The sequence below is a fragment of the Cryobacterium sp. 10C3 genome, assembly GCF_034314285.1.
GTDB classification, from domain to species: domain Bacteria; phylum Actinomycetota; class Actinomycetes; order Actinomycetales; family Microbacteriaceae; genus Cryobacterium; species Cryobacterium glucosi.
Window position 1 is genome coordinate 766,149 of the sequence record NZ_JAVIWF010000002.1, and the last position, 22,776, is coordinate 788,924.

Below are 22,776 nucleotides of genomic sequence, written 5' to 3' on the forward strand. Positions count from 1 at the left end.
CATGTCCATCGAAGCCGGCGCTCGCGTGGGCCTGGTCGCACCGGATGCGACGACGTACGCCTACCTGAAGGGTCGCGCCCACGCGCCGGCCGGTCAGGACTGGGACGACGCGGTCGCGTACTGGGAGACCCTCGCGACCGATGAGGGCGCCGTGTTCGACGCGGAGGTCGTTCTCGACGCCGACACCCTCGAGCCCTTCGTGACCTGGGGCACCAACCCCGGCCAGGGCGTCTCGCTGAGCGAGACCGTGCCTGACCCGGCCGACGTCGCCGACGCCAACGAGCGCGCCGCCGCCGAGCGCGCCCTCGAATACATGGACCTCGCGGCCGGCACTCGTATGAAGGACATCCGGGTCGACACCGTGTTCCTCGGCTCGTGCACCAACAGCCGCGTCGAAGACCTGCGTGCCGCCGCCGACATCGTGCGCGGGCAGACGCTCGCCCCCGGCGCTGCGGATGCTGGTGGTCCCCGGGTCCGCCCGGGTTCGCATCGAAGCGGAGGCGGAAGGCCTCGACAAGGTCTTCACCGATTTCGGTGCCGAATGGCGATTCGCGGGCTGCTCGATGTGCCTGGCATGAACCCGGACCAGCTGGCCCCCGGCGAACGCTGCGCCTCGACGGCAACCGCAACTTCGAGGGCCGCCAGGGCAAGGGCGGCCGCACCCACCTGGTCTCCCCGCTCGTGGCGGCGGCCACCGCCATCCGCGGCACGCTGTCGAGCCCGTGGGACCTCGTCGCGGACGGCCTCGTCCCCGCCGACGCGATCCCGGCCGAACTGGCCCCTGCTGCGGCACCGGCACTGGATGGAGCACTCTGACCATGGACAAGTTCACAACCGTCACGGGCATCGCCCTGCCGCTGCGCCGCTCCAACGTCGACACGGACCAGATCATCCCCGCCGTCTACCTCAAACGCGTCACCAAGACCGGTTTCGAGGACGCGCTCTTCGCCGCCTGGCGAACGGACCCCGAATTCGTGCTGAACCGGCCGGAGTACGCGGGCGCGCGCATTCTCGTCGCCGGCGCGGACTTCGGCACGGGATCGTCTCGCGAACACGCCGTCTGGGCGCTGCGCGACTACGGCTTCGACGTGGTGCTCTGCCCCCGGTTCGGCGATATCTTCCGCGGCAATGCCGGCAAACAGGGCCTCCTTGCCGCGCAGATCACCGAGGACGATGCCCAGAAGCTCTGGAGCATCATCGAGGCCGACCCGGGAATAGAACTCACCGTCGATCTGGTTGCGCGTACAGCACGCGTCGGCGATTTCACAGTGCCATTCCAGGTCGACGACTACACCCGTTGGCGCCTGCTCGAAGGCCTCGACGACATTGGCCTGACCCTGCGTGATGAAGCGCGGATCGCAGAATTCGAATCCCATCGGGAGCCGTGGCGGCCCCGTACTCTCCCCGCAAGGCAGGTAAATTTGTGAGTACCATCAGCGAGATCGCCCAGAATCGTGAAGACGCAGCCGTGAAGGCGCAGCTCCTCGAAGACGAACAAAACCGTGAGAACGCACAGAGCTGGGGGGCCGCTGTGGGGCTGAAAGGCGACAAGATCACGATTCGCGGCGGCATCCCGCTGATCGGCCGGATCGAACTCAAGGGCGCGAAGAACCTGGTCACCAAGGCCATGGTCGCCTCCCTGCTCGGCGAGAGCCCGAGCATCCTGAAGAACGTGCCCAACATCAGCGACGTGCGCATCGTGCGCGAGCTGCTCGCGGTGCACGGCGTCAAGGTGACCGACGGGCCAGAGCCCGGAGAACTCCTGCTCGACCCCGTCGACGTCGAGAGCGCGCACTTCGCCGCGATCGACGCGCACGCGGGGTCCTCCCGCATCCCGATCCTGTTCTGCGGACCGCTGCTGCACCGCCTCGGCGAGGCGTTCATCCCCGACCTCGGCGGCTGCCGCATCGGCGACCGGCCGATCGACTACCACCTCGAGGTGCTGCGCAAGTTCGGCGCCGTCGTCGACAAGCAGCCCAACGGCATCCGCATGTCGGCCCCGAACGGCCTGCACGGGGCCAAGGTCTCCTCCCGTACCCGAGCGTCGGGGCGACGGAGCAGGTCCTGCTCACCGCCGTACGCGCCGAGGGCATCACCGAGCTCAAGGGCGCGGCGATCGAGCCCGAGATCATGGACCTGATCAACATCCTGCAGAAGATGGGTGCGATCATCACGGTCGACACCGACCGGGTCATCCGCATCGAGGGCGTCGAACGACTCGAGGGCTTCAACCACCGGGCGCTCTTCGACCGGAACGAGGCCGCGAGCTGGGCGGCAGCCGCGCTCGCGACCGACGGTGACATCTTCGTCGGCGGCGCACGCCAGTCCGAGATGCTGACCTTCCTCAACGTGTTCCGTAAGGTCGGAGGCGCCTTCGAGATCCACGACGACGGCATCCGCTTCTATCACCCGGGCGGCGACCTCAAGCCCGTCGTCATCGAAACGGATGTGCACCCCGGCTTCATGACCGACTGGCAGCAGCCGCTCGTGATCGCCCTCACCCACGCCCACGGCGTGTCGATCGTGCACGAAACCGTCTACGAACAACGCTTCGGCTTCGTCGACGCCCTCGTCGAGATGGGCGCGACGATCCAGATCCACCGCGAATGCCTCGGCGGCCACCCGTGCCGCTTCGGACAGCGCAACTTCAACCACTCCGCCGTCATCGCGGGGCCGACGAAGCTGCACGGCGCCGACATCGAGGTTCCCGACCTGCGCGGCGGCTTCAGCCACCTGATCGCGGCGCTCACCGCCGAGGGCACCTCGACGGTCAGCAACGTGGGAATCATCAGCCGTGGCTACGAAAACTTCATCACGAAGCTGCGGCTGTTGGGGGCGGACTTCGATCTCGAAGGATAATGGCCCTGTGCCAGTCAATGGAGCAAGTCCGTCATCCGAACCGTCCGTCGAACCCGATCCGTCCGCGAAACCGGTGAGGGTGCGCAAGGAAACCACACAGCCGTCGGTGTTCTGGATCCTCGCGACGATCGTGCTCCCTGCGGTCAACCTTGCGGTGCGGTACCGGGTGACCGACGTCCGGAAGTTCCCGCAGACCGGGGCGTTCGTGCTGTCGCCGAATCACTTCAGTGAAATCGACCCGATCGTCGTCGGCGCACTCGCGTGGAAGCTCGGGCGTGCTCCCCGGTTCATGGCGAAGGCATCCGTCTTCAAGATCCCCGTACTCGGCTGGCTGCTGCGCAAGTCCGGCCAGATCCCCGTCGAACGGGGCGGGGTCGCGCGTGGCAACGAACCGGTCAAGGCCGCCAGGCGGCTCGTCGAGCGCGGCCAGATGGTCATCGTGTACCCCGAGGGTTCGCTCACCCGCGACCCCGAGCTCTGGCCGATGCGCGGGAAGACCGGTGCCGTGCGGATCGCACTCGAGCAGGGCATCCCGATCGTGCCGATCGCCCACTGGGGCACCCAGGACCTGATGCCGCGGTATTCGAAACGGATCAGCCCGTTTCCCCGCAAGACCATCCACGTGAAAATCGGCGATCCGCTGTCCTTCGACGAGTTCAAGGGACGCAGCCTCGACACGGCGACCCTGAACGAGGCCACGGCCATCCTGATGGATGCCATCACCGGGCTCCTCGAGGACCTCCGCGGCGAGAAGGCCCCGGCGAAACGCTGGAACCCCTCCGAGCACGACCAGAAGGAGACCGGCCGTTTTGAAGGCTAAACAACGGCAGGGTGTCCCTGTCGGTACGCGCGTCGCCGTGCTCGGAGCGGGAAGCTGGGGGACGACCTTCGCCAAGATCCTGAGCGACGGCGGCGCCGACGTCGTGCTCTGGGCCCGCCGGCCGGAACTGGCCCGCGAGATCACGGAGGGCCGGAGGAACAGCGACTACCTTCCCGGCATCAACCTCCCGATCGGCCTCCGCGCGACCCCGCACCTCGACCAGGCCCTCGCAGGAGCCGAGCAGGTCTTCATCTCGGTCCCGAGCCAGTCGCTGCGGGAGAACCTCGTCCTGATGGAACCGTTCCTCGAGCCCGACGCGATCCTGGTGTCGCTCATGAAGGGCGTCGAACGCGGCTCCGGCCAGCGGATGAGCCAGATCATCGAAGAGATGCTGCCCGTCGACCCGCACCACATCGCCGCGATCTCCGGACCCAACCTCGCCCTCGAAATCGCCAGGGAGCAGCCGACGGCCGCCGTGGTGTCCTCGACGAGCCTCGAGACCGCCCAGGCCGTCGCGATCCTCGCGACCAACAGCTACTTCCGCTCCTACGTCAACACCGACGTGATCGGCACCGAATTCGGCGGCGTGCTGAAGAACCTCATCGCCGTCGCGATCGGCATCGTCGACGGTGTCGGCTACGGCGAGAACACCAAGGCCTCGATCATCACCCGCGGCCTCGTCGAGATGACCGACTTCGCCGTCGCATACGGCGCCCAGCCGGAGACCCTCGCCGGCCTCGCCGGCCTCGGCGACCTCATCGCCACCTGCCAGTCCCCGCTCTCCCGCAACAACACGGCCGGGCGGCTCCTCGGCCAGGGCTACAGCATCGCGGATGTCGTCAAGCAGATGCAGCAGACCACGGAAGGCCTCGCCTCCGTCGGACCGATCCTCGATCTCGCCAGGGCCAAGGGTGTCGACATGCCCATCGTCGAACAGGTGCGGCAGGTGCTGGCCGGTACGCTGAAACCGCGGGACATCGCCCCTCACCTCACCACGGATTCGGCGGAACCGCAGGGCGAAAGGACAATTGATGACGGACAAGCTCACGGTAGCGCTGCTCTTTGGGGGTCGGTCAAGCGAACACTCGATCAGCTGCGCCACGGCCGGCGGAGTCCTGGCGGCAATTGACCGGTCGCGTTACGACGTGATCCCGATCGGGATCACCCGCGACGGCGCGTTCGTGCTCGAAGCGGATGACCCGGCGCACTTCGCGCTCGGATCCTCGGCAGCGGAGCTTCCCGTCGTCACCGACAACGGCAGCCGGGTGCACTGGCCGGAATCGTCCCTCGACCGCACGCTCCGTGTCGTCGACGCCCCCGGCGCCGCAGCCTGCGCGTGCTCGGCAGCGTCGACCTCGTCTTCCCGATCCTGCACGGCCCGTACGGTGAGGACGGCACCATCCAGGGTCTCCTCGAACTCCTCGGCCTGCCGTTCGTCGGATCCGGCGTGCTCGCCTCGGCGCTCGGGATGGACAAGCACTTCACCAAGACCGTTTTTCAGCAGGCCTCCCTTCCGGTCGCACCGTGGCGCACGATCACTGCGGCCGACTGGGCCGAAGCGCCGGGAATGGCCTACGCGGCCCTCGCCGAACTCGGGCTGCCCGCCTTCGTCAAGCCGGCCCGCGCCGGGTCGAGCGTCGGCGTGAGCCGGGTCACAGACCCCGCCGAGCTGGTCCGTGCCATGGAGACCGCCCTCGCGGAGGACGACAAGGTCCTGATCGAGGCGGGCCTCGTGGGCCGCGAACTCGAGGTGGCCGTGCTGCAGGGCCGTCCGGGGGAGCCGTCGCGGGCATCCGTCGCCGGAGAAGTACTCGTCACCGGGCGTGACTTCTACGACTTCGACGCCAAGTACCTGGGGGCAGCGGGCATCGAACTGGTGTGCCCTGCGGCCCTGACCCCGGCCGAGCTCGCCGAGATGCAGCGGATGGCGATCCGGGCGTTCGACGCCATCGACGGCGCCGGGCTGGCGCGGGTCGACTTCTTCCTGACTGACACCGGCTGGGTCATCAACGAGATCAATACCATGCCCGGCTTCACGCCGATCTCGATGTTCCCGACGTGCTGGCTTCAGAGCGGCTACACCTATCCCGCGCTCATCGACGAATTGATCTCAGTCGCGCTCGCCCGCCGCGGCGTCCCGGCGCGGGACCCGCTTCCTGCCTGATCAGGGGCGGCAGGCGTCGTTCAGGGCGCGAGGGTTCCGCCGTCGGTCGGCAGGGTCACGTCGGCGGCCCCGAGGCACTTGGCCGTCGCGGGGATGACCGCCATCACGGCGGCCAGGTCGACGAGCACCGTCGAGCCGCTGACCTTGCCAGAGTCGATGACGACCTCACTCGCCGGGGTGCGGCCGTAGGTCGTGTACCGGTAGAGCGGAGCGGCGGAGTCGTCTTCGATCCAGTCGATGCCGTTGACGTTGAGGCACGGCAGCGTCGTGGGGGCAGGCACCGCGACGCCGCAGTGCAGCAGCACGGCGGCCGGGCTGCCCCACGCACCCGTCGCCTGGGCGTTCGTTTCGCGTTCGGCCTGGTCGGCGACGAGCGTCGGCAGGTGAACGACGACGTCTGCACAACCGGGGTTCACTGCGTCCGCCGCGGGTTCGAGGGCGACGCTCGCCGTGCATCCGCTCAGGAGCACGACGCCGGCCAGGGCGAGCGTCGACGTGGCGAGACTGCGGCGGGTACGGGAGCGGAGAGACATTCCATTCAGGCTACCGTTTGAAGATGACCACTGCTGCGAGAACCCCTGCCGCGAACGCATCCCCGGCGGCTGCGTCGGAATCGCGGGCTGTGCGAGACACCGGTGCCGCTGCGATGAACGCCGGACCGGCGACCGAGACCCTCGCCGAGCTCAGCGAGGGCGAGGTGCTCGCCCGCATCTTCCCGCGGCTGCCGGATGCTGCGACTCAGCTGCTCGGCCCCGGCGACGATGCCGCCGTGCTCCGCGCCCCCGACGGGCGATACGTCGTCACGACCGACATGATGATCCAGGGGCCGGACTTCCGGATGGCCTGGTCGACCCCGCACGACCTCGGCTGGAAGGCCGCGGCCACCAACCTGTCCGACGTCGCGGCCATGGGCGCGCGCCCGACGGCGCTCGTCGTCGCGATCGCGGCCCCGCCGTCGACCCCCATCTCCGTGATCGAGGGCATCGCCGACGGGCTCCGGGACTGCTGCGCTGCGCTCGCGCCGGGGTGTGGCGTCGTCGGCGGCGACCTGTCCGCCTCTGACGCCCTCACGCTGGCCGTGACGGCCTTCGGAGACCTGGAGGGACGGGAACCGGTTCTGCGCTCCGGAGCGCGTGCAGGCGACGTCGTGGCCCTCGCCGGGGGGCTCGGTGAGGCAGGGGCCGGCCTCGCACTGCTCTTCCGGCACGGAGTCGACACGAACGGTGTTCCGGATGCCGCGCTCGCCGCGGCCGTCCGGGAGCGCTACCCGGTCGAGGTGGGCGCCCAGCTCGCCCCGACACCGCCGATCGACCGCGGCCCTGCCGCGTCCCTCGCGGGGGCGACCGCAATGATGGACCTCTCCGACGGCCTCTTCATCGATGCCGGGCGCCTGGCCAAGGCGAGCGGGGTCGGAATCGACTTCGCGGCGGACTCCCTCGGCGACAGCGTCGGGCTCGCGCTCGGCGGCGGCGAGGACCACGGCCTGCTCGCGACCTTCCCTGCCGGCGCCGTGCTGCCGGAGGGCTTCCGTGTGATCGGCACGGCGACGGATGCCGCGGGCACGGTCCTCGTCGACGGCCGCACACACGAGCAGGGCGGCTGGGACCCGTACCGCGGCTGGGACGGCGCCCTCGGCTGACCGCGCCTGCGGCGGCTACGGGCCGGCGAGCACCGGGGCGGCGTACCAGACGGTCGTGTCGCCGTAGTCCTTGCGGCGCTCGGAAGCGAGGCCAGGACCCCAGGACGGCTCGGGGGAGCGGGAGCTGCGCTCGACGACGACGAGGGCGTCCGGGTCGAGCAGGGGGTCAGGGCGAGCAGGTTGTGCCCGAGTTCGACGTCGGAGAGCTCATACGGCGGGTCGAGGAAGACGAGTTCGAACCCGTCGCCCGTCGCCGCGAGAAATGACTGCACGGCCTGCGCGGAGACGCGGATCGACGGGGCGTCCTTCTTCGGGGCGGCCTTGAGCACCGCGTCGGTGTTCTTCCGGCACATCTGAGCGGCCCCGTAGCTGTTCTCGACAAGGGTCACGATGCGGGCACCCCTGCTCGCGGCCTCGAGCCCGAGGGAACCGGAGCCCGCGTAGAGGTCGAGCACCCGGGCGCCCCGGATGATGTCACGGGCGTCGAGGGCGGAGAAGATCGCCTCGCGCACCCGGTCGCTCGTGGGGCGTGTGCCCGACTTGGGAACAGCGAGGGGCAGGGAACCGGCGAACCCGGAGATGATGCGCGTCATGTCCGTTCGAGCCTAGCCGGACCGCAGTGTCGGCGGCCGCGCCTACGATCGAAGGATGACGGATGCGACCGCGGCGGACGGCGAGAAGCTCACCGGCGCCCTGACCCTGGATACCCCGCTCACGGCACACGGAACGATAACGGCCGCCGAAGCGAAATCGCTCGCCAAGGCGTTCGACATGCGCACCGTCGGCGACCTGCTCAGTCATTACCCTCGCCGCTACGCCAGGCGCGGAGAGCTCAGCGCGATCAGCGAACTGCCGCTCGACGAACAGGTCACGATCTTCGCCGAGGTGCGTTCGATCTCCACCCACGACATGAAGACCCGCAAGGGCTCGATCACGACCGTCAAGATCTCCGACGGCCGCGGCATCCTCACCCTCACGTTCTTCAACCAGGCCTGGCGCGAGAAGCTGCTCGCACCGGGCACCCGCGGCATGTTCACCGGCAAGGTCACCTCGTTCAAGAACCAGCTGCAGCTGGCGCATCCGCACTACAAGCTCTTCGTCGCCGGGAGCGACGAGGAACAGGAACACGAGATTCCCACGGAAGGCGAGGCCTGGCTCGTCGAGCCCGTCCCGGTCTACCCGGCGACCGCCGCGGTCGCGAGCTGGGACTTCCAGACGATCGTCGGAAAGATACTCAAGCACCTCGGCCCCGTCGAGGACCCGCTCCCGCCTGCGCTCCGCTCCGAACGCGGCCTGCTGCCGCACCGGAAGGCCCTCGAGCTCATCCACCAACCCGCCGTCGACGCCGACTGGATCAGGGCCCGCGACACCCTTCGGTTCACCGAGGCATTCGTGCTGCAGAGCGCGCTCGTGCAGCAGCGAAACGTCGCCAGGGCGACGAAGTCGACCGCACGGGTGCCCGTCCCCGGCGGGTACCTCGAACGCTTCGACGCCCGCCTTCCGTTCACCCTCACCGGCGACCAGCTGACCGTCGGCGCCGAGATCGCGAGGGACCTCGCCGACACCGCACCGATGAACCGGCTCCTGCAGGGCGAGGTCGGTTCAGGCAAGACGCTCGTCGCGCTGCGGGCGATGCTCGCCGTCGCCGACACCGGGGGCAGGCCGCCCTGCTTGCGCCGACGGAGGTGCTCGCGGCCCAGCATCTGCGGTCGATCGTGCAGATCCTCGGCCCCGACCTGGCCGCAGAACTTGTGCCCGTGCTGCTGACCGGCAAACTGCCCGTCGCCCTTCGACGCAAGGCGTTGCTGCGAGCGGTCTCCGGCCAGGCCAGGATCGTGATCGGCACGCACGTCCTCCTGGCCGAATCGGTGTCGTTCTTCGACCTCGGACTCGTGGTCATCGACGAACAGCACCGCTTCGGCGTCGATCAGCGGGAGGCACTCCGCCTCAAGGGTGCTGTGCCACCACACCTCCTCGTGCTGACGGCGACACCGATCCCGCGCACGGTGGCCATGACGGTCTTCGGCGACCTCGACGTGTCGACGATCGCGATGCTCCCGGCAGGCAGGCAGGGCATCCAGACCTATGTTGTGGCGCTCGCCGAAAAGCCGCAGACCTTCTCGCGCGTCTGGACCAGGCTGGCCGAGGAGCTCGCCCTCGGCCGGCAGGGTTTCGTCGTGTGCCCTGCGATCGCGCCGAAGGAACTTGAGGAGGGCGAGGAATTCGAACAGCCGGCGACAGAGAAGGGCGCCGCCGACGCCGCGCCGGCCGTGCCCCCGGAATCCGTCGAGGTCGTGCTCGAGAGGTTGCGCTCCCGGCCGGAGCTCGCAGCGGCCAGGATCGAACCGCTGCACGGCCGGATGACCGCGGACCAGAAGGACCAGACCATGCTCGCCTTCGCCGCGGGCCAGATCGATGTGCTCGTGGCCACCACGGTGATCGAGGTCGGCGTCGACGTGCCGAACGCTTCGGTGATGGTGGTGCTCGACGCCGACAGGTTCGGCGTCTCGCAGCTCCACCAGTTGCGCGGGAGGGTCGGCCGCGGCGGGGTGCCGGGGCTCTGCCTGCTCGTCACCCGTGCGGAAGTCGACTCTCTCGCCCGGTCGAGGGTCGAGGCCGTCGCCGCAACCCTCGACGGTTTCGAGCTCGCCGAGATCGACCTCGAGCTGCGCAGGGAAGGCGATGTGCTCGGCAGCACGCAGTCCGGCGGGCGTTCCTCGCTGCGGCTGCTCCGGGTCGCGACCGACGGCGAACTCATCCTCGAGGCGCGCACCCACGCACAGGAGCTCGCGGCGGATGACCCCGAGTTCGCGAGCGTGCCTGCCCTGCGCGATGCGGTGCGCCGGCGACTCGACGACGCGGAACGGGCCTCGCTCACCAAGGGCTGAACTCCGCGCCGCCGAATGAGACCTGGCCGACGCCATCGCCACCGGTCTGGGTCGTTTCGGGCACCCGGCGACCCGCGAAGTGGGGGTGATTCCCGGCCTATCCCGTCCCGCGAGCGCGGTGCTACGGTGCCTCAACAATCAAACAGGTCCTTCCCCCGGGTTGCGCACCAGCGCGATCGGGGACGATTTGGGAGTCTATCCGGGCTCGGTGAAGAGCTTCATCGACCCGGGTGCCGTCCACCGGGAATCGTCGACCACACAGCGCTGGAACACACCCGGCCCACGCACTCGCCCACCATTCGATTCCCGACGCCCGAACGGAAGTTGACATGTCCCAGTCCGAACCCGCTTACACAAGCGACTCGCTGCGAGTGACCTTGCGTAGTCCCCTCCGGCGGCGGCCCAGGTGGCGCGCCTTCGGAACAGCGTCCGTGATGCTGCTGTCCCTCGGTTCCGTTCTGGGGACGGCCCTCCCGTCCCAGGCCGCGACCACCGACCCGGTGACCGTCGTGAGCCTCACGTTCGACGACGGCGACGCCGACCAGAGTGCGGCCGTTTCGATCCTCGACGCGGCGGGACTTAAGGGAACCTTCTTCATCACGACCGGCTGGATCGGCGCATCCAACTATCTGACCGTCCCGCAACTGACCGCGATGGCAGCAAGCGGGCACGAGATCGGGGGCCACACCGTGAGCCACCCCGACCTGACGACCCTGCCCGCCGCCGAGGTCACCAAGCAGATCTGCCAGGGCCGGAATACCCTCGACGACTGGGGATTCAAGACCACGACGGACTTCGCCTACCCGTTCGCGACCGTGAGCCCCGCAGTCGCGGCGGCCGTGAGTGCGTGCGGCTTCAACAGCGGACGCATGCTCGGCGACGTCGGCGGCACGACCGGTGTGTTCGCCGAGACGATTCCGCCGGCCGACGCGTTCCAGACCCGGGCTCCCGAGGAAGTCGACTCGACCTGGACCCTCGCCACCCTGCAGAAGACCGTGACGGATGCCGAGACCCACGGCGGAGGCTGGGTCCAGCTGACCTTCCACCACGTCTGCGACACCGCACCGGGGGTGTGCGACCCGCTGAACCTGACCATCACGCCAACGCTCTTCCAGCAGTTCGTCGACTGGCTCAAGGTCCGCACGCCCACATCCCCCTTTCAACCACCAACACGATCGTCAAAACCGTTCACGAGGTCCTCGGCGGAACGGGGAAGCCTCTGGTGGCGTCCACGAACAGCTTCCGGGCAGCTCCGGCCGCCGGTGAGAACGGCGTGCTGAACCCCAGCCTCGAGACGGCGAGCACGGTGGTGCCGCCGGCCGGAACCACGCTGCCGCCGGAGTGCTGGCAGCAGGGCGGGTTTGGAGTGAGCACCGCGACATTCACGACGCTCACCACAGCCGCAGAAGCGCATACCGGTACGAAAGCAGAACAGCTCGTGGTGACGGGCCTGACCAGCGGCGATGCGAAACTCGCCCTGATGCAGGACCTCGGAACCTGTGCACCGACGGCGACCCCCGGTCACACCTATTCCCTGAGAGCCTGGTACAAATCGACCGTGCCCACCCAATTCGACCTCTACTATCGCAACGCGGACGGTGGCTGGATCTACCAGACCTCTGGCCCGTTGTATAACGCGGCGACCGCGTACACCCAGGTGGCCTGGACGACGCCGGTCGTGCCTGCCGGCGTCACCGGGATCAGCTTCGGACTCAACCTGATCAGCAACGGCACGCTCGTGACTGACGACTACGCCCTGTACGACACCGTCGGGGCCCCTGCGACCCTCGTGACGCCGGCCGTCCCGACCATCACAGGTGTTGCCGCGGTCCGACAGGTCCTCACCGCCGTTCCCGGAGCCTGGACCCCGGTTCCGATCGTTTTCACCTACCAGTGGTCGGTTGGAGGGGTCGCCGTTCCCGGTGCAACAGCCGTGACGTATACACCCGTCCTCGCCGACCAGGGGAAGACCGTCACCGTGACGGTCACCGGCACGGCCACCGGCCTTCCCGCGGTTTCCGCGACGAGCGTCGCGAGCGCCGCAGTGGCTGCGCCCGCCGCGGCGACGGCCACGCGGTTGTGGGGTCAGGATGCCTATGGCACGTCGGCCGCGATCTCCGCTGGGACGTTCCCGACGCCGGGTGTGCCTGTCGCGTACGTTGCGACGGGTGAGACGTACCAGGATGCATTGTCCGGTGCCGGTGCTGCCGGGGTGAACAAGGGTCCGGTGCTGCTCGTCCAGCCCAATGGGATCCCGGGTGTCATCGCGGCAGAGCTTGCCCGGTTGAAGCCGGCCAGGATCGTGGTGCTCGGCGGCAATCTGGCTGTCTCGGATGGTGTCTTCGCGAGCCTCTCCGGGATCGCGCCGACGACGCGGTTGTGGGGTCAGGATGCCTATGGCACGTCGGCCGCGATCTCCGCTGGGACGTTCCCGACGCCGGGTGTGCCTGTCGCGTACGTTGCGACGGGTGAGACGTACCAGGATGCATTGTCCGGTGCCGGTGCTGCCGGGGTGAACAAGGGTCCGGTGCTGCTCGTCCAGCCCAATGGGATCCCGGGTGTCATCGCGGCAGAGCTTGCCCGGTTGAAGCCGGCCAGGATCGTGGTGCTCGGCGGCAATCTGGCTGTCTCGGATGGTGTCTTCGCGAGCCTCTCCGGGATCGCGCCGACGACGCGGTTGTGGGGTCAGGATGCCTATGGCACGTCGGCCGCGATCTCCGCTGGGACGTTCCCGACACCGGGTGTGCCGGTGGTCTATCTGGCCACGGGCGAGACTTACCAGGATGCATTGTCCGGTGCAGGTGCCGCCGGCGTGAACCAGGGACCGGTGCTCCTCGTCCAGCCCAACGGCATTCCCGCCGTCATCGCGGCGGAGCTCGCCCGGTTGAAGCCGGGCCGGATCGTGATTCTCGGCGGAAACCTCGCGGTGTCCGACGCGGTCATGGCCCAGTCGCTGGCCCTGGTCGGCTAGATCGCGCACGAAGGCCAGGCGGGAGACTCCGCCTGGCCTTTCGCGCGCGATCGCTGGCCGGCGAATTTGGCCTCCCAGCAGGGCGAATGCCGAGAGTGTGCCGCCCGGGGAGGCGCGAGACGTGCTCGCGCGTTAGGGTATTGCGTATGCGCAGGATCGCCGTTGTCCCTGGTTCATTCGACCCCGTCACGCTGGGTCACCTCGACGTGATCGAACGGGCGGCGGGCCTCTTCGATGAAGTGCACGTGCTCGTCGTGCACAACCCCGACAAGACGGCCCTCCTGCCGATCAGCCAGCGCGTCTCCCTTCTGCAGCGGGCGATCGCAGACGCCGGCCTCCCGGACACCATCATCGTCGCGTCCTGGAGCATGGGACTGCTCGTCGACTACTGCCTCGAGGTCGGGGCAAGCGTGCTCATCAAGGGCATCCGTTCCCAGGTCGACGTCGCATACGAGACACCGATGGCGATCGTGAACCGCAACCTCGCGGGCGTCGAGACCATCTTCATGCTGCCTGACCCTGCGAATGCCCACGTGTCCAGCTCCCTCGTGCGACAGGTCGCCGCGCTCGGCGGCGACATCTCGCCATACGTGCCCCGCGTCGTCGCGCAGTACCTGCAAAAGGCACCCGTGTGACCGCCCCGCCCGCCGGCGCGACAACGGATGTCCCCGCGGGCGTCCCGACGCAGCGCGCCCCGGGCATCCGACCGGTACCGGCGGCCGCGCCGGGGGCGGACCCCCGCCCGACGCAGACCTCGACCTCGACCTCGTGGCCGAGGCCGGCCGGGCCATCGTCCGCAACGTCGAAACGGTCATCGCAGGCAAGCACCCCGCCGTCGTCACGGCCCTGACCGTGCTCCTCGCCGAGGGCCACCTCCTCATCGAGGACGTGCCCGGCGTCGGCAAGACCATGCTGGCCAAGGCCCTCGCCCGCTCAGTCGACTGCTCGGTCAGCCGCATCCAGTTCACACCGGACCTGCTCCCTTCCGACGTCACGGGCGTGAGCGTCTTCAACCAGGTCGACCGCAGGTTCGAGTTCAAGCCGGGGGCCATCTTCGCGAACATCGTGATCGGCGACGAGATCAACCGGGCGAGCCCGAAGACCCAGTCGGCCCTCCTCGAGTGCATGGAGGAACGCCAGGTCACCGTCGACGGAGCGACCTACCTCCTTCCGCTCCCGTTCACGGTCGTCGCGACCCAGAATCCGATCGAGATGGAGGGCACATACGCCCTCCCCGAGGCCCAGCGGGACCGTTTCATGGCCCGGATCTCGATGGGCTACCCCGACACGACCTCCGAGCTCGCGATGCTCGACTCCCGAGACACCTCGAGCCCGCTCGCCGGAATCGACGCCGTCGTCACCGGCGCCCAGTTGCGGGCCATGATGACGGCGGCCCGCGGTGTCTTCGCCTCCAGCGCCGTCAAGCAGTACGCCGTCGACATCGTGCGGGCCACCCGTTCGGACAAGGACCTCCGCCTCGGTGCAAGCCCGCGGGCAACCCTGCAGCTCATCCGTGCCGCCAAGGCGCAATCCGCTCTGCAGGGCCGTGACTTCGTGCTCCCCGACGACATCGATGCGCTTGCCGTCGCCGTCCTCGGCCACCGGCTGGTGGCGAGCAGCCGGGTGCTCGGGCACCAGCATCAGGACTCGAGCCCGCTGCTCGAGGACATCGTGCGCCGGATCCTCGCGGCGACCCCGGTGCCGCTCGGCGCCTCCGGTCGCCCGTAGCCGCCATGTCTGCGCGGCGACCTCCCTCGCGGCCGGTTCGGTTTCCCCGGCTCACCCTCCGGGGTGGCGCCTTCCTCAGCGGGGGAGCGGTGCTGACGGTGGTGTCATTCTCGGAGAACCGGCGGGACCTGCTGTTCATCGCCCTCCTGCTGGTCTCGGTGCCGATCGTCGCCGGGCTGTCGGTGGCCCTCCGACCCGTCCGGGTGCGCGTCGGCCGTGACTTCCGCCCCAACCTCGTCTCCGCGGGCGGGCAGACGACTGAGCTGCTCACCGTCGAGAACGTCGGGGTGCAGCCGCTTTCCGGGGTGCGCTGGCGCGAGACCGGCCCGATGGGAACGACACCGATGCCCAGGGATCTCCCGTTGCCGCCGCTCTCCGGGCTCGGCGGCGCGTGGGGCCGCAGCGGCGGCTGGGACGGTTTCGGCGAGGGCCCTGACGCGGCAGCCCGGACCGTGCGCCTCGAGTTCCCGCTCGCACCGCACGCGCGGGGACGGTACGAGTACGGGCCGGTCGTGCTCGCCCGGTCCGACCCGTTCGGACTGGTGATGGCGCGCTGGGCGGTCGGCGGCCGGCATGAACTGGTCGTGACTCCCCGGGTGACGCCCCTTCCCGGCCGGGGGCACGCGAGCATGCTCGGTGGGGAGAAGCCCTCGAACGGCAGCGACTGCTCAACCAGAATTCGGACGAGCTGATCGCTCGCGAGTACCGGCCAGGGGATTCGCTGCGCCGGGTGAATTGGCCGGCCACCGCACGCCACGGCGAGATCATGGTGCGGCAGGAGGAACACCGGAGCGACTCAGGGGTGCGGTTCGTGCTCGACACGCTCGCGCCCGCCGAATCGGGCGCTCGCGAGGTCGACCGGGCGCGGCGAGCGAGTGCGTTCGAGCTCGGGGTGGAAGTGGCGGCATCCGTCTGCACGCACCTGCTCGCAGCCGGTTACCGGGTCGATGTCGTCGAGCTCGGCCCTGCCCAACTCGGAACTGCCCGGCTCGGCCGTGCCTCGAACGGTGCCACGGCCGCAACCGATGCCGCCCCGCTCGGCGCGACCGGGCTCGGCGGCTCTCCCGTGGCCGGGAACGGTGCGGGAGGTACGGCCGGGTCGGGAGATCCGGTCTCCTATCGCGGATCAGGCGGCATTTCGCACCTGCTCGAGGACCTCGCGGGCATCCTCCAGGTCCCTGCTGAAGCCAGGGACGCCGGCACCGGCGAACCCAATGGGCCCCTCGCGCCCCCGCGCTCACGCGTCCCCCGCGGGGCGCTTCCGACCTTCGCTGTACTCGGCGCCGGGGCAGCCCTCGACCTCGCCGTTCTCGCCGCGCTCGCGGCAAGTGCCCGGCCGGCGATTGCATTCGTACTCGAACCTGTGCCGACGGATGCCTCTGAGCGGCTCAGGGAGGCCGGCTGGCGGTGCATACCGGTGCGTTCGGCTATCGCACTGCCCGAGGCATGGCTCGACTCCGTCGGCGGGAGAGGGGCGCTGCATGAGCCTGCGTGAACGGATCCTGCCAGAGCAGACGATGACGGCCAGGCCGTCGCCGTCACCGGAAACGCCTGGTGGCCGGAGAACAGGGAAGCGCTCCTCCGGCTCCCGCTGGCCCGTGACCGGTGCGCTCGCGCTGCTCCTGCTCGTCGGGATGACCGCGCTGGGTCCTCTCCTGCAGGGCACCGGCTGGTGGTGGCTGATGGCGGTCGAAGCGGGAGCCGTCTTCGTCGTCTCCGCGGGCATCCGCTCGCTCGGCCCCAAGCCCTGGGTCGTCCCACTCGCCGGTGCCGGCGTGATCGTCGGGAGCGTCACCCTGCTCTTCGGCGGCGGAACAGGGCTGCTCTGGCTCGTGCCGACCGGCGATACGATCGACCGGTTCCGTACCCTCGTCGAATCGGGGATCGCCTCGGTGCAGTCCCAGGGCACCCCGGCCGATCCCGTGACCGGCATCCTGTTCCTGCTCTGCATCGGGGCCGGTGTGATCGCCGTGCTGATGGACGCCCTCGCGATCACCCTGCGGGCGCCGGCGCTCGCTGGGCTGCCCGTACTGGTGCCTGTCGGCGTCCCCGGCCTCATCCTCGACAACGGTGCGGAGAAACTGACCCTCGTGCTCACGGCCGCGGCATTCCTGCTGTTGCTGCGGATCGACGTCCTCGGCCGGCGCGGCGGGGTCACAGCGGGAACGGGCGAGGGTATCGGGATCGCCGGCTCTCGTGGGCCTGCCGGGCGGAGCTGGTCCGTCACCGGGGCCTTCCTGATCGGCGGGCTCGGCATCATCACAGCGCTCGTGCTCAGCATCGCGGTTCCCAACCTGCCCGGCGACGGGCGCGTCGGCGGCCGGGCCACCGGACCGCTGCTCTTCGGCGACGGCGTGAGCGCCATGGTCAACCTCGGGCAGGATCTCCGGAGTTCGCAGGCCGGCGCCGCGCTGCACTACCGGACGAGTGCCGCTCAGCCGCCCTACCTCAAGCTGCTCACCTTGGACCGGTTCGTCGGGCCGAGCTGGACCGCCCGCCTCGAGCCGACCAACACCGGGAACACCGTCGACGCAATCGACCGGCCGCCGGGGCTCTCCGCCCAGGTCGCCACGACGGAGGAGTCCACCCAGGTCGTCATCGACGGGGTCGCCTCGGCCTGGCTGCCCACCCCTGGCGCGGCCACGAAGGTATCCGGGCTCGTCGGCGACTGGTACTGGAACGGGCCCACCGGGACGATTGCGAGCACGAACAGCAGCACCCGGGGCCAGGAATACACCGTCACCTCGCTCGCCCTCGAGCCCACTCCCGAGCAGCTTCGCGCGGCGACGGGCCGGTACCCGGTCAGCGTCGAGTCGAGCCTTCGCCTGCCCCGGAGCAGCCCCCTGATCATCGAACAGACCGCGCGCGCGGTGACATCGGGAACGACGACCCCGTATGACGCTGCCGTCGCCCTGCAGGAGTACCTGCGGGGGAGCGAATTCACCTACGACACCACCGCACCGGTCGAGGACGGCTATGACGGCGGCGGGGTCGACGTTGTCGGTACCTTCCTCGAGGTCAAGCGCGGTTACTGCGTGCATTTCGCCTCCGCGATGGCGGTGATGGCCCGGTCGCTCGGCATCCCGGCGCGCATCGCGATCGGCTATCTGCCCGGTTCCCGCTCCTCGGACTTCATCGAGGGCAGGGACCGTTTCAACGTCGACGCCCATGACCTGCACTCGTGGCCGGAGCTGTACTTCACCGGCATCGGCTGGTTGCCGTTCGAACCCACCCCCGGGCGCGGGACCGTTCCGAGCTACACCCAGCCGGCCGGTCAGTCCACCCCACTCGGCGGCACGGTGGCCGGTGTGCCGTCGTCCGCGCCGCGCCCGTTCGACGACCCCGGCCAGGCCCTGTCGACGGGAAGCGGAGCCGCGAAGACGCCCGGGAACGATGCAGGCACGCCCGGACGCGTTGCGCTCATCCTCGGAGCGCTCGTCGTCGTACTCGCCGCTCCGGGTGGCATCCGCCTGCTTCGGAGCAGACGACGGCGCAGGGACCTCGCCAGGGGCACGGCAGGGGGCGCCGATGCCTGGCGGGAGCTCGTCGACACGGCCGTCGACTTCGGGGTCAGCATGCGCGCCACGGAGACGCCCCGGGAATTCGCGGCGCGGATCGGCGCCCTGCCCGGCCTCACGGGCACCGGTGGGGCGGCAGCCGGTGCAGCACTTGCCCGGTTGCTGGCCGCGGCCGAGCGACACCGGTACGGCCGCCCGGTCGCCGGGGCGCCGCAACCGGCGCTCCTCGGCGACCTCGACACGGTCTCGACGAGGATCAGCATGGGTGCGAGCACGGCTGTGCGCTGGCGTGCGCGCCTCCTTCCCGCGTCCCTATGGCTCTTCCTCGGCGAACGGGGGCGCGCACCCGTCACGGACGCGTAGAATCTCCCCCGTGACCAAGTTTCAGAAGACCCCGTACAAGGTCGACGTGCGTGACCTCATCAACCGCCCCGGCACCATGCGTGAGCGCCACATCGACCTCATCGTTCCCGACGACCTCGGCGAGGGACTCGTTGCCGTCAAGGCCGGGTCGACGCTCGACGTCAACATCCGCCTCGAAACCCTGCACGAGAGCCTTCTGGTGTCCGCGCAGATCTCCGGAATCGCGTCCGGCGAGTGCGGAAGATGCCTGATTGACATCGACTTGCCTGTCCGAGTCGAGTTTCACGAGGTTTTCGCGTACTCTCTTGATGAAGCTTATGAGTGTGCGGTTGTCGAGGACCATGTGGATCTTGAACCGCTCATCAGGGATGCAGTGGTTCTGTCACTGCCTTTCCAGCCGGTCTGCCGGCAGGATTGCCCGGGTCTCGACCCCGAGACCGGGCAGCGGCTTGCCGTTTCCCTGAATTCGAACCAGAACAGATGCGCGATCCCCGGTGGGCAGCGCTTGTGAATTTCCAGGCTTCCGAAAGCATCGGCACGGATGAAGACATCCGCGCTGAAACGGATAGAAGAGAAGAGAAGTAGTCATGGCAGTCCCGAAGCGCAAGCAATCACGCTCCAACACCCGCTCACGTCGTTCCTGCTGGAAGGCCGAAGCCCCCACCCTGGTCAAGACCATGGAAAACGGCAAGGTCGTCTACAGCCTCCCGCACCGCGCCAAGGTCGTCACCGACACCGCCGGAACCGCGATGTTCATGGAATACAAGGGCCGCAAGGTCGCCGACATTTAATTCGGCGATGTACACGCCCCAGGTACCGCTCCTCCGACGGATGCCGCGTCTTCTGACCCGGAACATCCGCTCGTCGCGTCGCGGTACCGTCGGGGCGGTCGCCGTATGACCGGGCACGCCGCAGCCGGTCACCCGATGACCGGCGCGGAAGCCGACCCCTCGGCCCTCGTGTCCGCGCTCGGCGTGCAGATCGACGAGAGCCTGCTTCGGCTGGCGCTCACCCATCGGTCCTTCGCGTACGAGAACGGCGGAGTGCCCACGAACGAGCGCCTGGAATTCCTCGGCGACTCGATCCTGGGCCAGGCCGTCACGGTCATGCTCTACCGCACGTATCCGCTGCTCGACGAGGGCGACCTGGCCAAGCGCCGGGCCAGCCTGGTCTCGAGTGTCGCCCTCGCTGAAATCGCCAGGGGCCTCGGCCTCGGCGCCTACGTTCGGCTCGGGCGGGGCGAGATCCTCACGGGTGGTCGTGACAAGTCATCGATCCTCGCCGACACCGTCGAGGCGCTCATCGGTGCCGTCTACCTCGACACGGGTCCGGACGCCGCCACGGCTTTCGTGCTGCGGCTGATCGCGCCGATGCTCAACGACCCTGGTCACTTCGGAGTCTCGATGGATCCGAAGACGAGCCTGCAGGAAGCGGCGGCCCGGCTCGACGCCGGCGTACCCGTCTATGCGATCGCCGAGAGCGGCCCCGACCACTCCAAGGTGTTCATCGCGACCGTGACCGTCGGCATCGTCGTCGCAACGGGAGAAGGCACCAGCAAGAAGCACGCCGAGATGGCCGCCGCCCTCGAGGCGTGGAACCGGCTCGTCCCGCGCTGACCTGGCCGATGTCCGCTCGACTCATTCCCGCGCATCCGACGGCACCGCCACCATCGTCTGGACGCTTCCTTGCCAGAACTTCCTGAGGTCGAGGTGGTGCGCGCGGGCGTCGAACCCGCCGTGACCGGTGCTCGCGTCACCGCCGTTGAGGTTTTCGAGCCACGCTCCCTCCGCAGGCACGACCCCCTGACCGGCCCGTTCGCCCCGCAGCTCGAGGGGCATCGCCTGCTCGGCGCCGTCCGCCGCGGCAAATTCCTCTGGCTGCCGATCGACACCGGACGCGCCCTCGTGATCCACCTCGGCATGAGCGGCCAGGTCCTGCTCCGGGAACCGGGCTCGGAGGCAGACCGTCAGTTGCGCATCCGCCTGCACCTCGAACACCCCGACCACGGGGAACTGTGGCTCAACTTCGCCGACCAGCGGATCTTCGGCAGCATGGCGATAGACCGGATGCAGCCCACCGGCGACGGACTGCCAGGAGGGTATGCCGGGGCGGGCACGGGTGCGTGGAGCGGGCTGATCCCCGACCAGGTCGCCCACATCGCCCGTGACCTCATCGACCCCGACTTCGGAACGGATGCCGCCCTCGCCGCCCTGGCCCGGCGCGGCTCAGGGATCAAGCGGGTGCTGCTCGACCAGACCTGGGTCAGCGGCATCGGGAACATCTACGCCGACGAAGCCCTGTTCGCGGCCGGACTGCACTACGAGCAGCCGGCGTCGTCCCTGTCACGCACCGAAGGCATCCGGTTGCTCGACGCCGTGCGCACGGTGCTGATGCGCGCCCTCGCCGAGGGCGGCACGAGCTTCGATGCGCAGTATGTGAACGTCAACGGCCAGTCCGGTTACTTCTCGCACAGCCTCGCCGTCTACGGCAGGCAGGGCACCGCGTGCCCGCGGTGCGGAACCCTCCTCGTGCGCGAGCAGTTCATGAACAGGTCCTCGCACCTCTGCCCGGTCTGCCAGCGCCTCCACTGACCGAGTCAACCAGGGTTCACGCGTCCGTAAGGGGCGTGCGCCGCCGCCAGGCGCCCTCGTAGCCGATCGGCAGGAAGCCGAGCTCCTCGTTGATGTCGAGCATGTGCCGGTTCTCCTCCGCGTTGAAGGTGATCACCGACGGATGTCCTGGCTCGTTCCGGAGGATGCTCTCCAGGTTCCAGGCCTTGAGCAGCAGGCCGAGCCGGTGCCCGCGATGTTCCCGCACCACGAGGGTGTCCTCCTGGTTGACCGGCCTGTCGGTCTCAGCGGGAACGGAGAGTTCGGTGAACCCGACCAGTGCGCGGGACGGGCGGTGCACGACGGCTGTGGTGTAGACGGTCCGTGGTCCGTCCGCGAGCCGGGCCTGCCTGTCGAGGAACCGATCGAGGGGCCAGGACTCTGCGGGTTCCTCGAGGCCGGCGGTGGGAGCGTCCGTGCTCATTCTTTCGTAGAGCATCGCCATGTCCGGCTGCCACCGGATCGGCGTGAAGCCGTCCCACTGAATGATCTCGTATTCCTTTCCCGCGCGCTTCTCTGCCGCGCGCAGCAGCCGGTCCAGCCGCTCGCGGTCGTAGGGAAGTGCGAGGCGGTTGCCTCGCTCGACCTGCTCGAGACGGTAGCCGCGCCGGAGCAGGAAGCGCACCTCGGGGTTCCGCAACGGCAGTGAGCCGAAACCGGTCGGGGCGACCAGGCGTTCGCCCGGTGAGTCCGGCGAGGCCGCGTAGACGATCTGATTCACGCACCCGTCGGCCTCGGCGACCGACTCGAGCAACGCGAACAGGGCGGTACCGATGCCGCGGTTGCGGTATCCCGGCAGGACATCGGCGCGAAGCCACGCAGTCTCCGAGCCGGGGCCCTGAAACTCACACACACCGCGCGCGACGATGTGGGTCACGTCGGCCGCGGCGGGGTCGTCCGCCGGGGCGTCAGCCGCAGCCTCGTCGCTCCCGCCGGCAGGAGCTGAACCGTCCGCGGCCCGCACCACGAACAGCCTCCTCGGCTCCCAATCCTGGTCGAGCCACTCCGGGAGTGCCTCCTCCGCCGTCACGGTCAGCTCGTGGGTCCCGTAGGCATCCGCTTCGACCGTGTTGTGCACCTCGGCGGCGGCGACGAAGTCGTCCCAGCCCTCTGCACCCGGCTCCTCCGGGATCGAGAGCTCCTCGATCCTAGGCACGAGGTCGTCCATGCAGGCAGAGTAGCGTCCGGTCGGCACTGCCGAAACCCCCGCGGGCAGC

The 22,776-nt window shown here is 69.2% G+C and carries 18 protein-coding genes and 5 pseudogenes; 20 read left to right on the plus strand and 3 right to left on the minus strand.

The features are described 5' to 3' along the window. The first annotated feature begins 1 nt into the window (after position 1). From RGU41_RS20740 to RGU41_RS04265, 7 genes and pseudogenes are all read left to right on the plus strand, one after another. A pseudogene (locus RGU41_RS20740) lies at positions 2-578 on the plus strand (aconitase family protein). Continuing rightward, complete coding sequence (locus tag RGU41_RS20745; RefSeq protein ID WP_416173136.1) at positions 535-816, plus strand: aconitase family protein; 282 nt, start codon at positions 535-537, stop codon at positions 814-816. Before RGU41_RS20740 ends, RGU41_RS20745 begins: the two are co-directional and overlap by 44 nt. Positions 817-818: 2 nt before the next feature. Then, positions 819-1,427, plus strand: a complete 609-nt coding sequence (gene leuD / locus RGU41_RS04245; protein ID WP_134560776.1) for a 3-isopropylmalate dehydratase small subunit — start codon at positions 819-821, stop codon at positions 1,425-1,427. A gap of 104 nt (positions 1,428-1,531) precedes the next feature. Then, positions 1,532-2,859 (plus strand): annotated as a pseudogene (gene murA / locus RGU41_RS04250) (UDP-N-acetylglucosamine 1-carboxyvinyltransferase). Positions 2,860-2,938: 79 nt separating this feature from the next. Then, on the plus strand, positions 2,939-3,679 hold the full coding sequence (locus RGU41_RS04255) for a lysophospholipid acyltransferase family protein (RefSeq protein ID WP_241975531.1): 741 nt from the start codon (positions 2,939-2,941) through the stop codon (positions 3,677-3,679). Positions 3,680-3,716: 37 nt separating this feature from the next. Further along, positions 3,717-4,808 carry an NAD(P)H-dependent glycerol-3-phosphate dehydrogenase gene (locus tag RGU41_RS04260; protein WP_370294842.1) on the plus strand — a complete coding sequence of 364 codons (1,092 nt, stop codon included), beginning with the start codon at positions 3,717-3,719 and terminating at the stop codon, positions 4,806-4,808. Further along, positions 4,711-5,843 (plus strand): annotated as a pseudogene (locus RGU41_RS04265) (D-alanine--D-alanine ligase family protein). Before RGU41_RS04260 ends, RGU41_RS04265 begins: the two are co-directional and overlap by 98 nt. A gap of 20 nt (positions 5,844-5,863) precedes the next feature. Here the strand turns inward: RGU41_RS04265 and RGU41_RS04270 are convergent. Further along, positions 5,864-6,376 (minus strand): DUF3515 family protein, encoded by a 513-nt coding sequence (locus tag RGU41_RS04270; RefSeq protein ID WP_134447532.1) that lies wholly within the window; start codon positions 6,374-6,376, stop codon positions 5,864-5,866. Positions 6,377-6,489: 113 nt separating this feature from the next. Between RGU41_RS04270 and thiL the strand changes: the two genes are divergently transcribed. Continuing rightward, positions 6,490-7,482, plus strand: coding sequence for a thiamine-phosphate kinase (thiL, locus tag RGU41_RS04275; RefSeq protein ID WP_241975542.1), 993 nt, complete (start codon positions 6,490-6,492; stop codon positions 7,480-7,482). 15 nt (positions 7,483-7,497) lie between these two features. Here the strand turns inward: thiL and rsmD are convergent. After that, positions 7,498-8,075: pseudogene (gene rsmD / locus RGU41_RS04280) on the minus strand (16S rRNA (guanine(966)-N(2))-methyltransferase RsmD). A 55-nt stretch (positions 8,076-8,130) separates the two neighbouring features. Here rsmD and RGU41_RS04285 point away from each other — a divergent pair. From RGU41_RS04285 to mutM, 12 genes and pseudogenes are all read left to right on the plus strand, one after another. Then, positions 8,131-10,370, plus strand: a pseudogene (locus RGU41_RS04285) (ATP-dependent DNA helicase RecG). Positions 10,371-10,804: 434 nt separating this feature from the next. Then, on the plus strand, positions 10,805-11,650 hold the full coding sequence (locus RGU41_RS04290) for a polysaccharide deacetylase family protein (protein ID WP_322137296.1): 846 nt from the start codon (positions 10,805-10,807) through the stop codon (positions 11,648-11,650). Further along, positions 11,593-13,341, plus strand: a complete 1,749-nt coding sequence (locus RGU41_RS04295) for a cell wall-binding repeat-containing protein (protein ID WP_322135637.1) — start codon at positions 11,593-11,595, stop codon at positions 13,339-13,341. The genes RGU41_RS04290 and RGU41_RS04295 overlap by 58 nt, the downstream gene beginning before the upstream one ends. A 146-nt stretch (positions 13,342-13,487) precedes the next feature. Beyond that, positions 13,488-13,976 (plus strand): pantetheine-phosphate adenylyltransferase, encoded by a 489-nt coding sequence (gene coaD / locus RGU41_RS04300; RefSeq protein ID WP_134447540.1) that lies wholly within the window; start codon positions 13,488-13,490, stop codon positions 13,974-13,976. A 133-nt stretch (positions 13,977-14,109) separates the two neighbouring features. After that, the gene (locus RGU41_RS04305; RefSeq protein WP_241975540.1) at positions 14,110-15,069 is read left to right on the plus strand and encodes an AAA family ATPase; all 960 of its coding nucleotides are present in this window, start codon (positions 14,110-14,112) and stop codon (positions 15,067-15,069) included. 98 nt (positions 15,070-15,167) lie between these two features. Then, the gene (locus RGU41_RS04310; protein ID WP_322135638.1) at positions 15,168-15,761 is read left to right on the plus strand and encodes a hypothetical protein; all 594 of its coding nucleotides are present in this window, start codon (positions 15,168-15,170) and stop codon (positions 15,759-15,761) included. Next, positions 15,761-16,564 carry a DUF58 domain-containing protein gene (locus RGU41_RS04315; protein ID WP_322137297.1) on the plus strand — a complete coding sequence of 268 codons (804 nt, stop codon included), beginning with the start codon at positions 15,761-15,763 and terminating at the stop codon, positions 16,562-16,564. The genes RGU41_RS04310 and RGU41_RS04315 overlap by 1 nt, the downstream gene beginning before the upstream one ends. Continuing rightward, positions 16,551-18,950: a DUF3488 and transglutaminase-like domain-containing protein gene (locus RGU41_RS04320; RefSeq protein WP_322135639.1), complete on the plus strand. Its 2,400-nt coding sequence runs from the start codon at positions 16,551-16,553 to the stop codon at positions 18,948-18,950. Before RGU41_RS04315 ends, RGU41_RS04320 begins: the two co-directional genes overlap by 14 nt. 10 nt (positions 18,951-18,960) lie before the next feature. Further along, a complete protein-coding gene (locus RGU41_RS04325; protein WP_322135640.1) occupies positions 18,961-19,461 on the plus strand; it encodes a YceD family protein in 501 nt (166 codons plus the stop codon). A gap of 76 nt (positions 19,462-19,537) precedes the next feature. Next, positions 19,538-19,741, plus strand: coding sequence for a 50S ribosomal protein L32 (gene rpmF / locus RGU41_RS04330; protein WP_134447547.1), 204 nt, complete (start codon positions 19,538-19,540; stop codon positions 19,739-19,741). A 135-nt stretch (positions 19,742-19,876) separates the two neighbouring features. Then, on the plus strand, positions 19,877-20,566 hold the full coding sequence (gene rnc, locus RGU41_RS04335; RefSeq protein WP_134448065.1) for a ribonuclease III: 690 nt from the start codon (positions 19,877-19,879) through the stop codon (positions 20,564-20,566). A 69-nt stretch (positions 20,567-20,635) separates the two neighbouring features. Next, positions 20,636-21,541 carry a bifunctional DNA-formamidopyrimidine glycosylase/DNA-(apurinic or apyrimidinic site) lyase gene (gene mutM / locus RGU41_RS04340; RefSeq protein ID WP_134447549.1) on the plus strand — a complete coding sequence of 302 codons (906 nt, stop codon included), beginning with the start codon at positions 20,636-20,638 and terminating at the stop codon, positions 21,539-21,541. A 16-nt stretch (positions 21,542-21,557) separates the two neighbouring features. On the opposite strand, the gene RGU41_RS04345 is transcribed toward mutM, so the two are convergent. Beyond that, positions 21,558-22,727, minus strand: a complete 1,170-nt coding sequence (locus tag RGU41_RS04345; protein WP_322135641.1) for a GNAT family N-acetyltransferase — start codon at positions 22,725-22,727, stop codon at positions 21,558-21,560. Between the last annotated feature and the right edge of the window lie 49 nt (positions 22,728-22,776).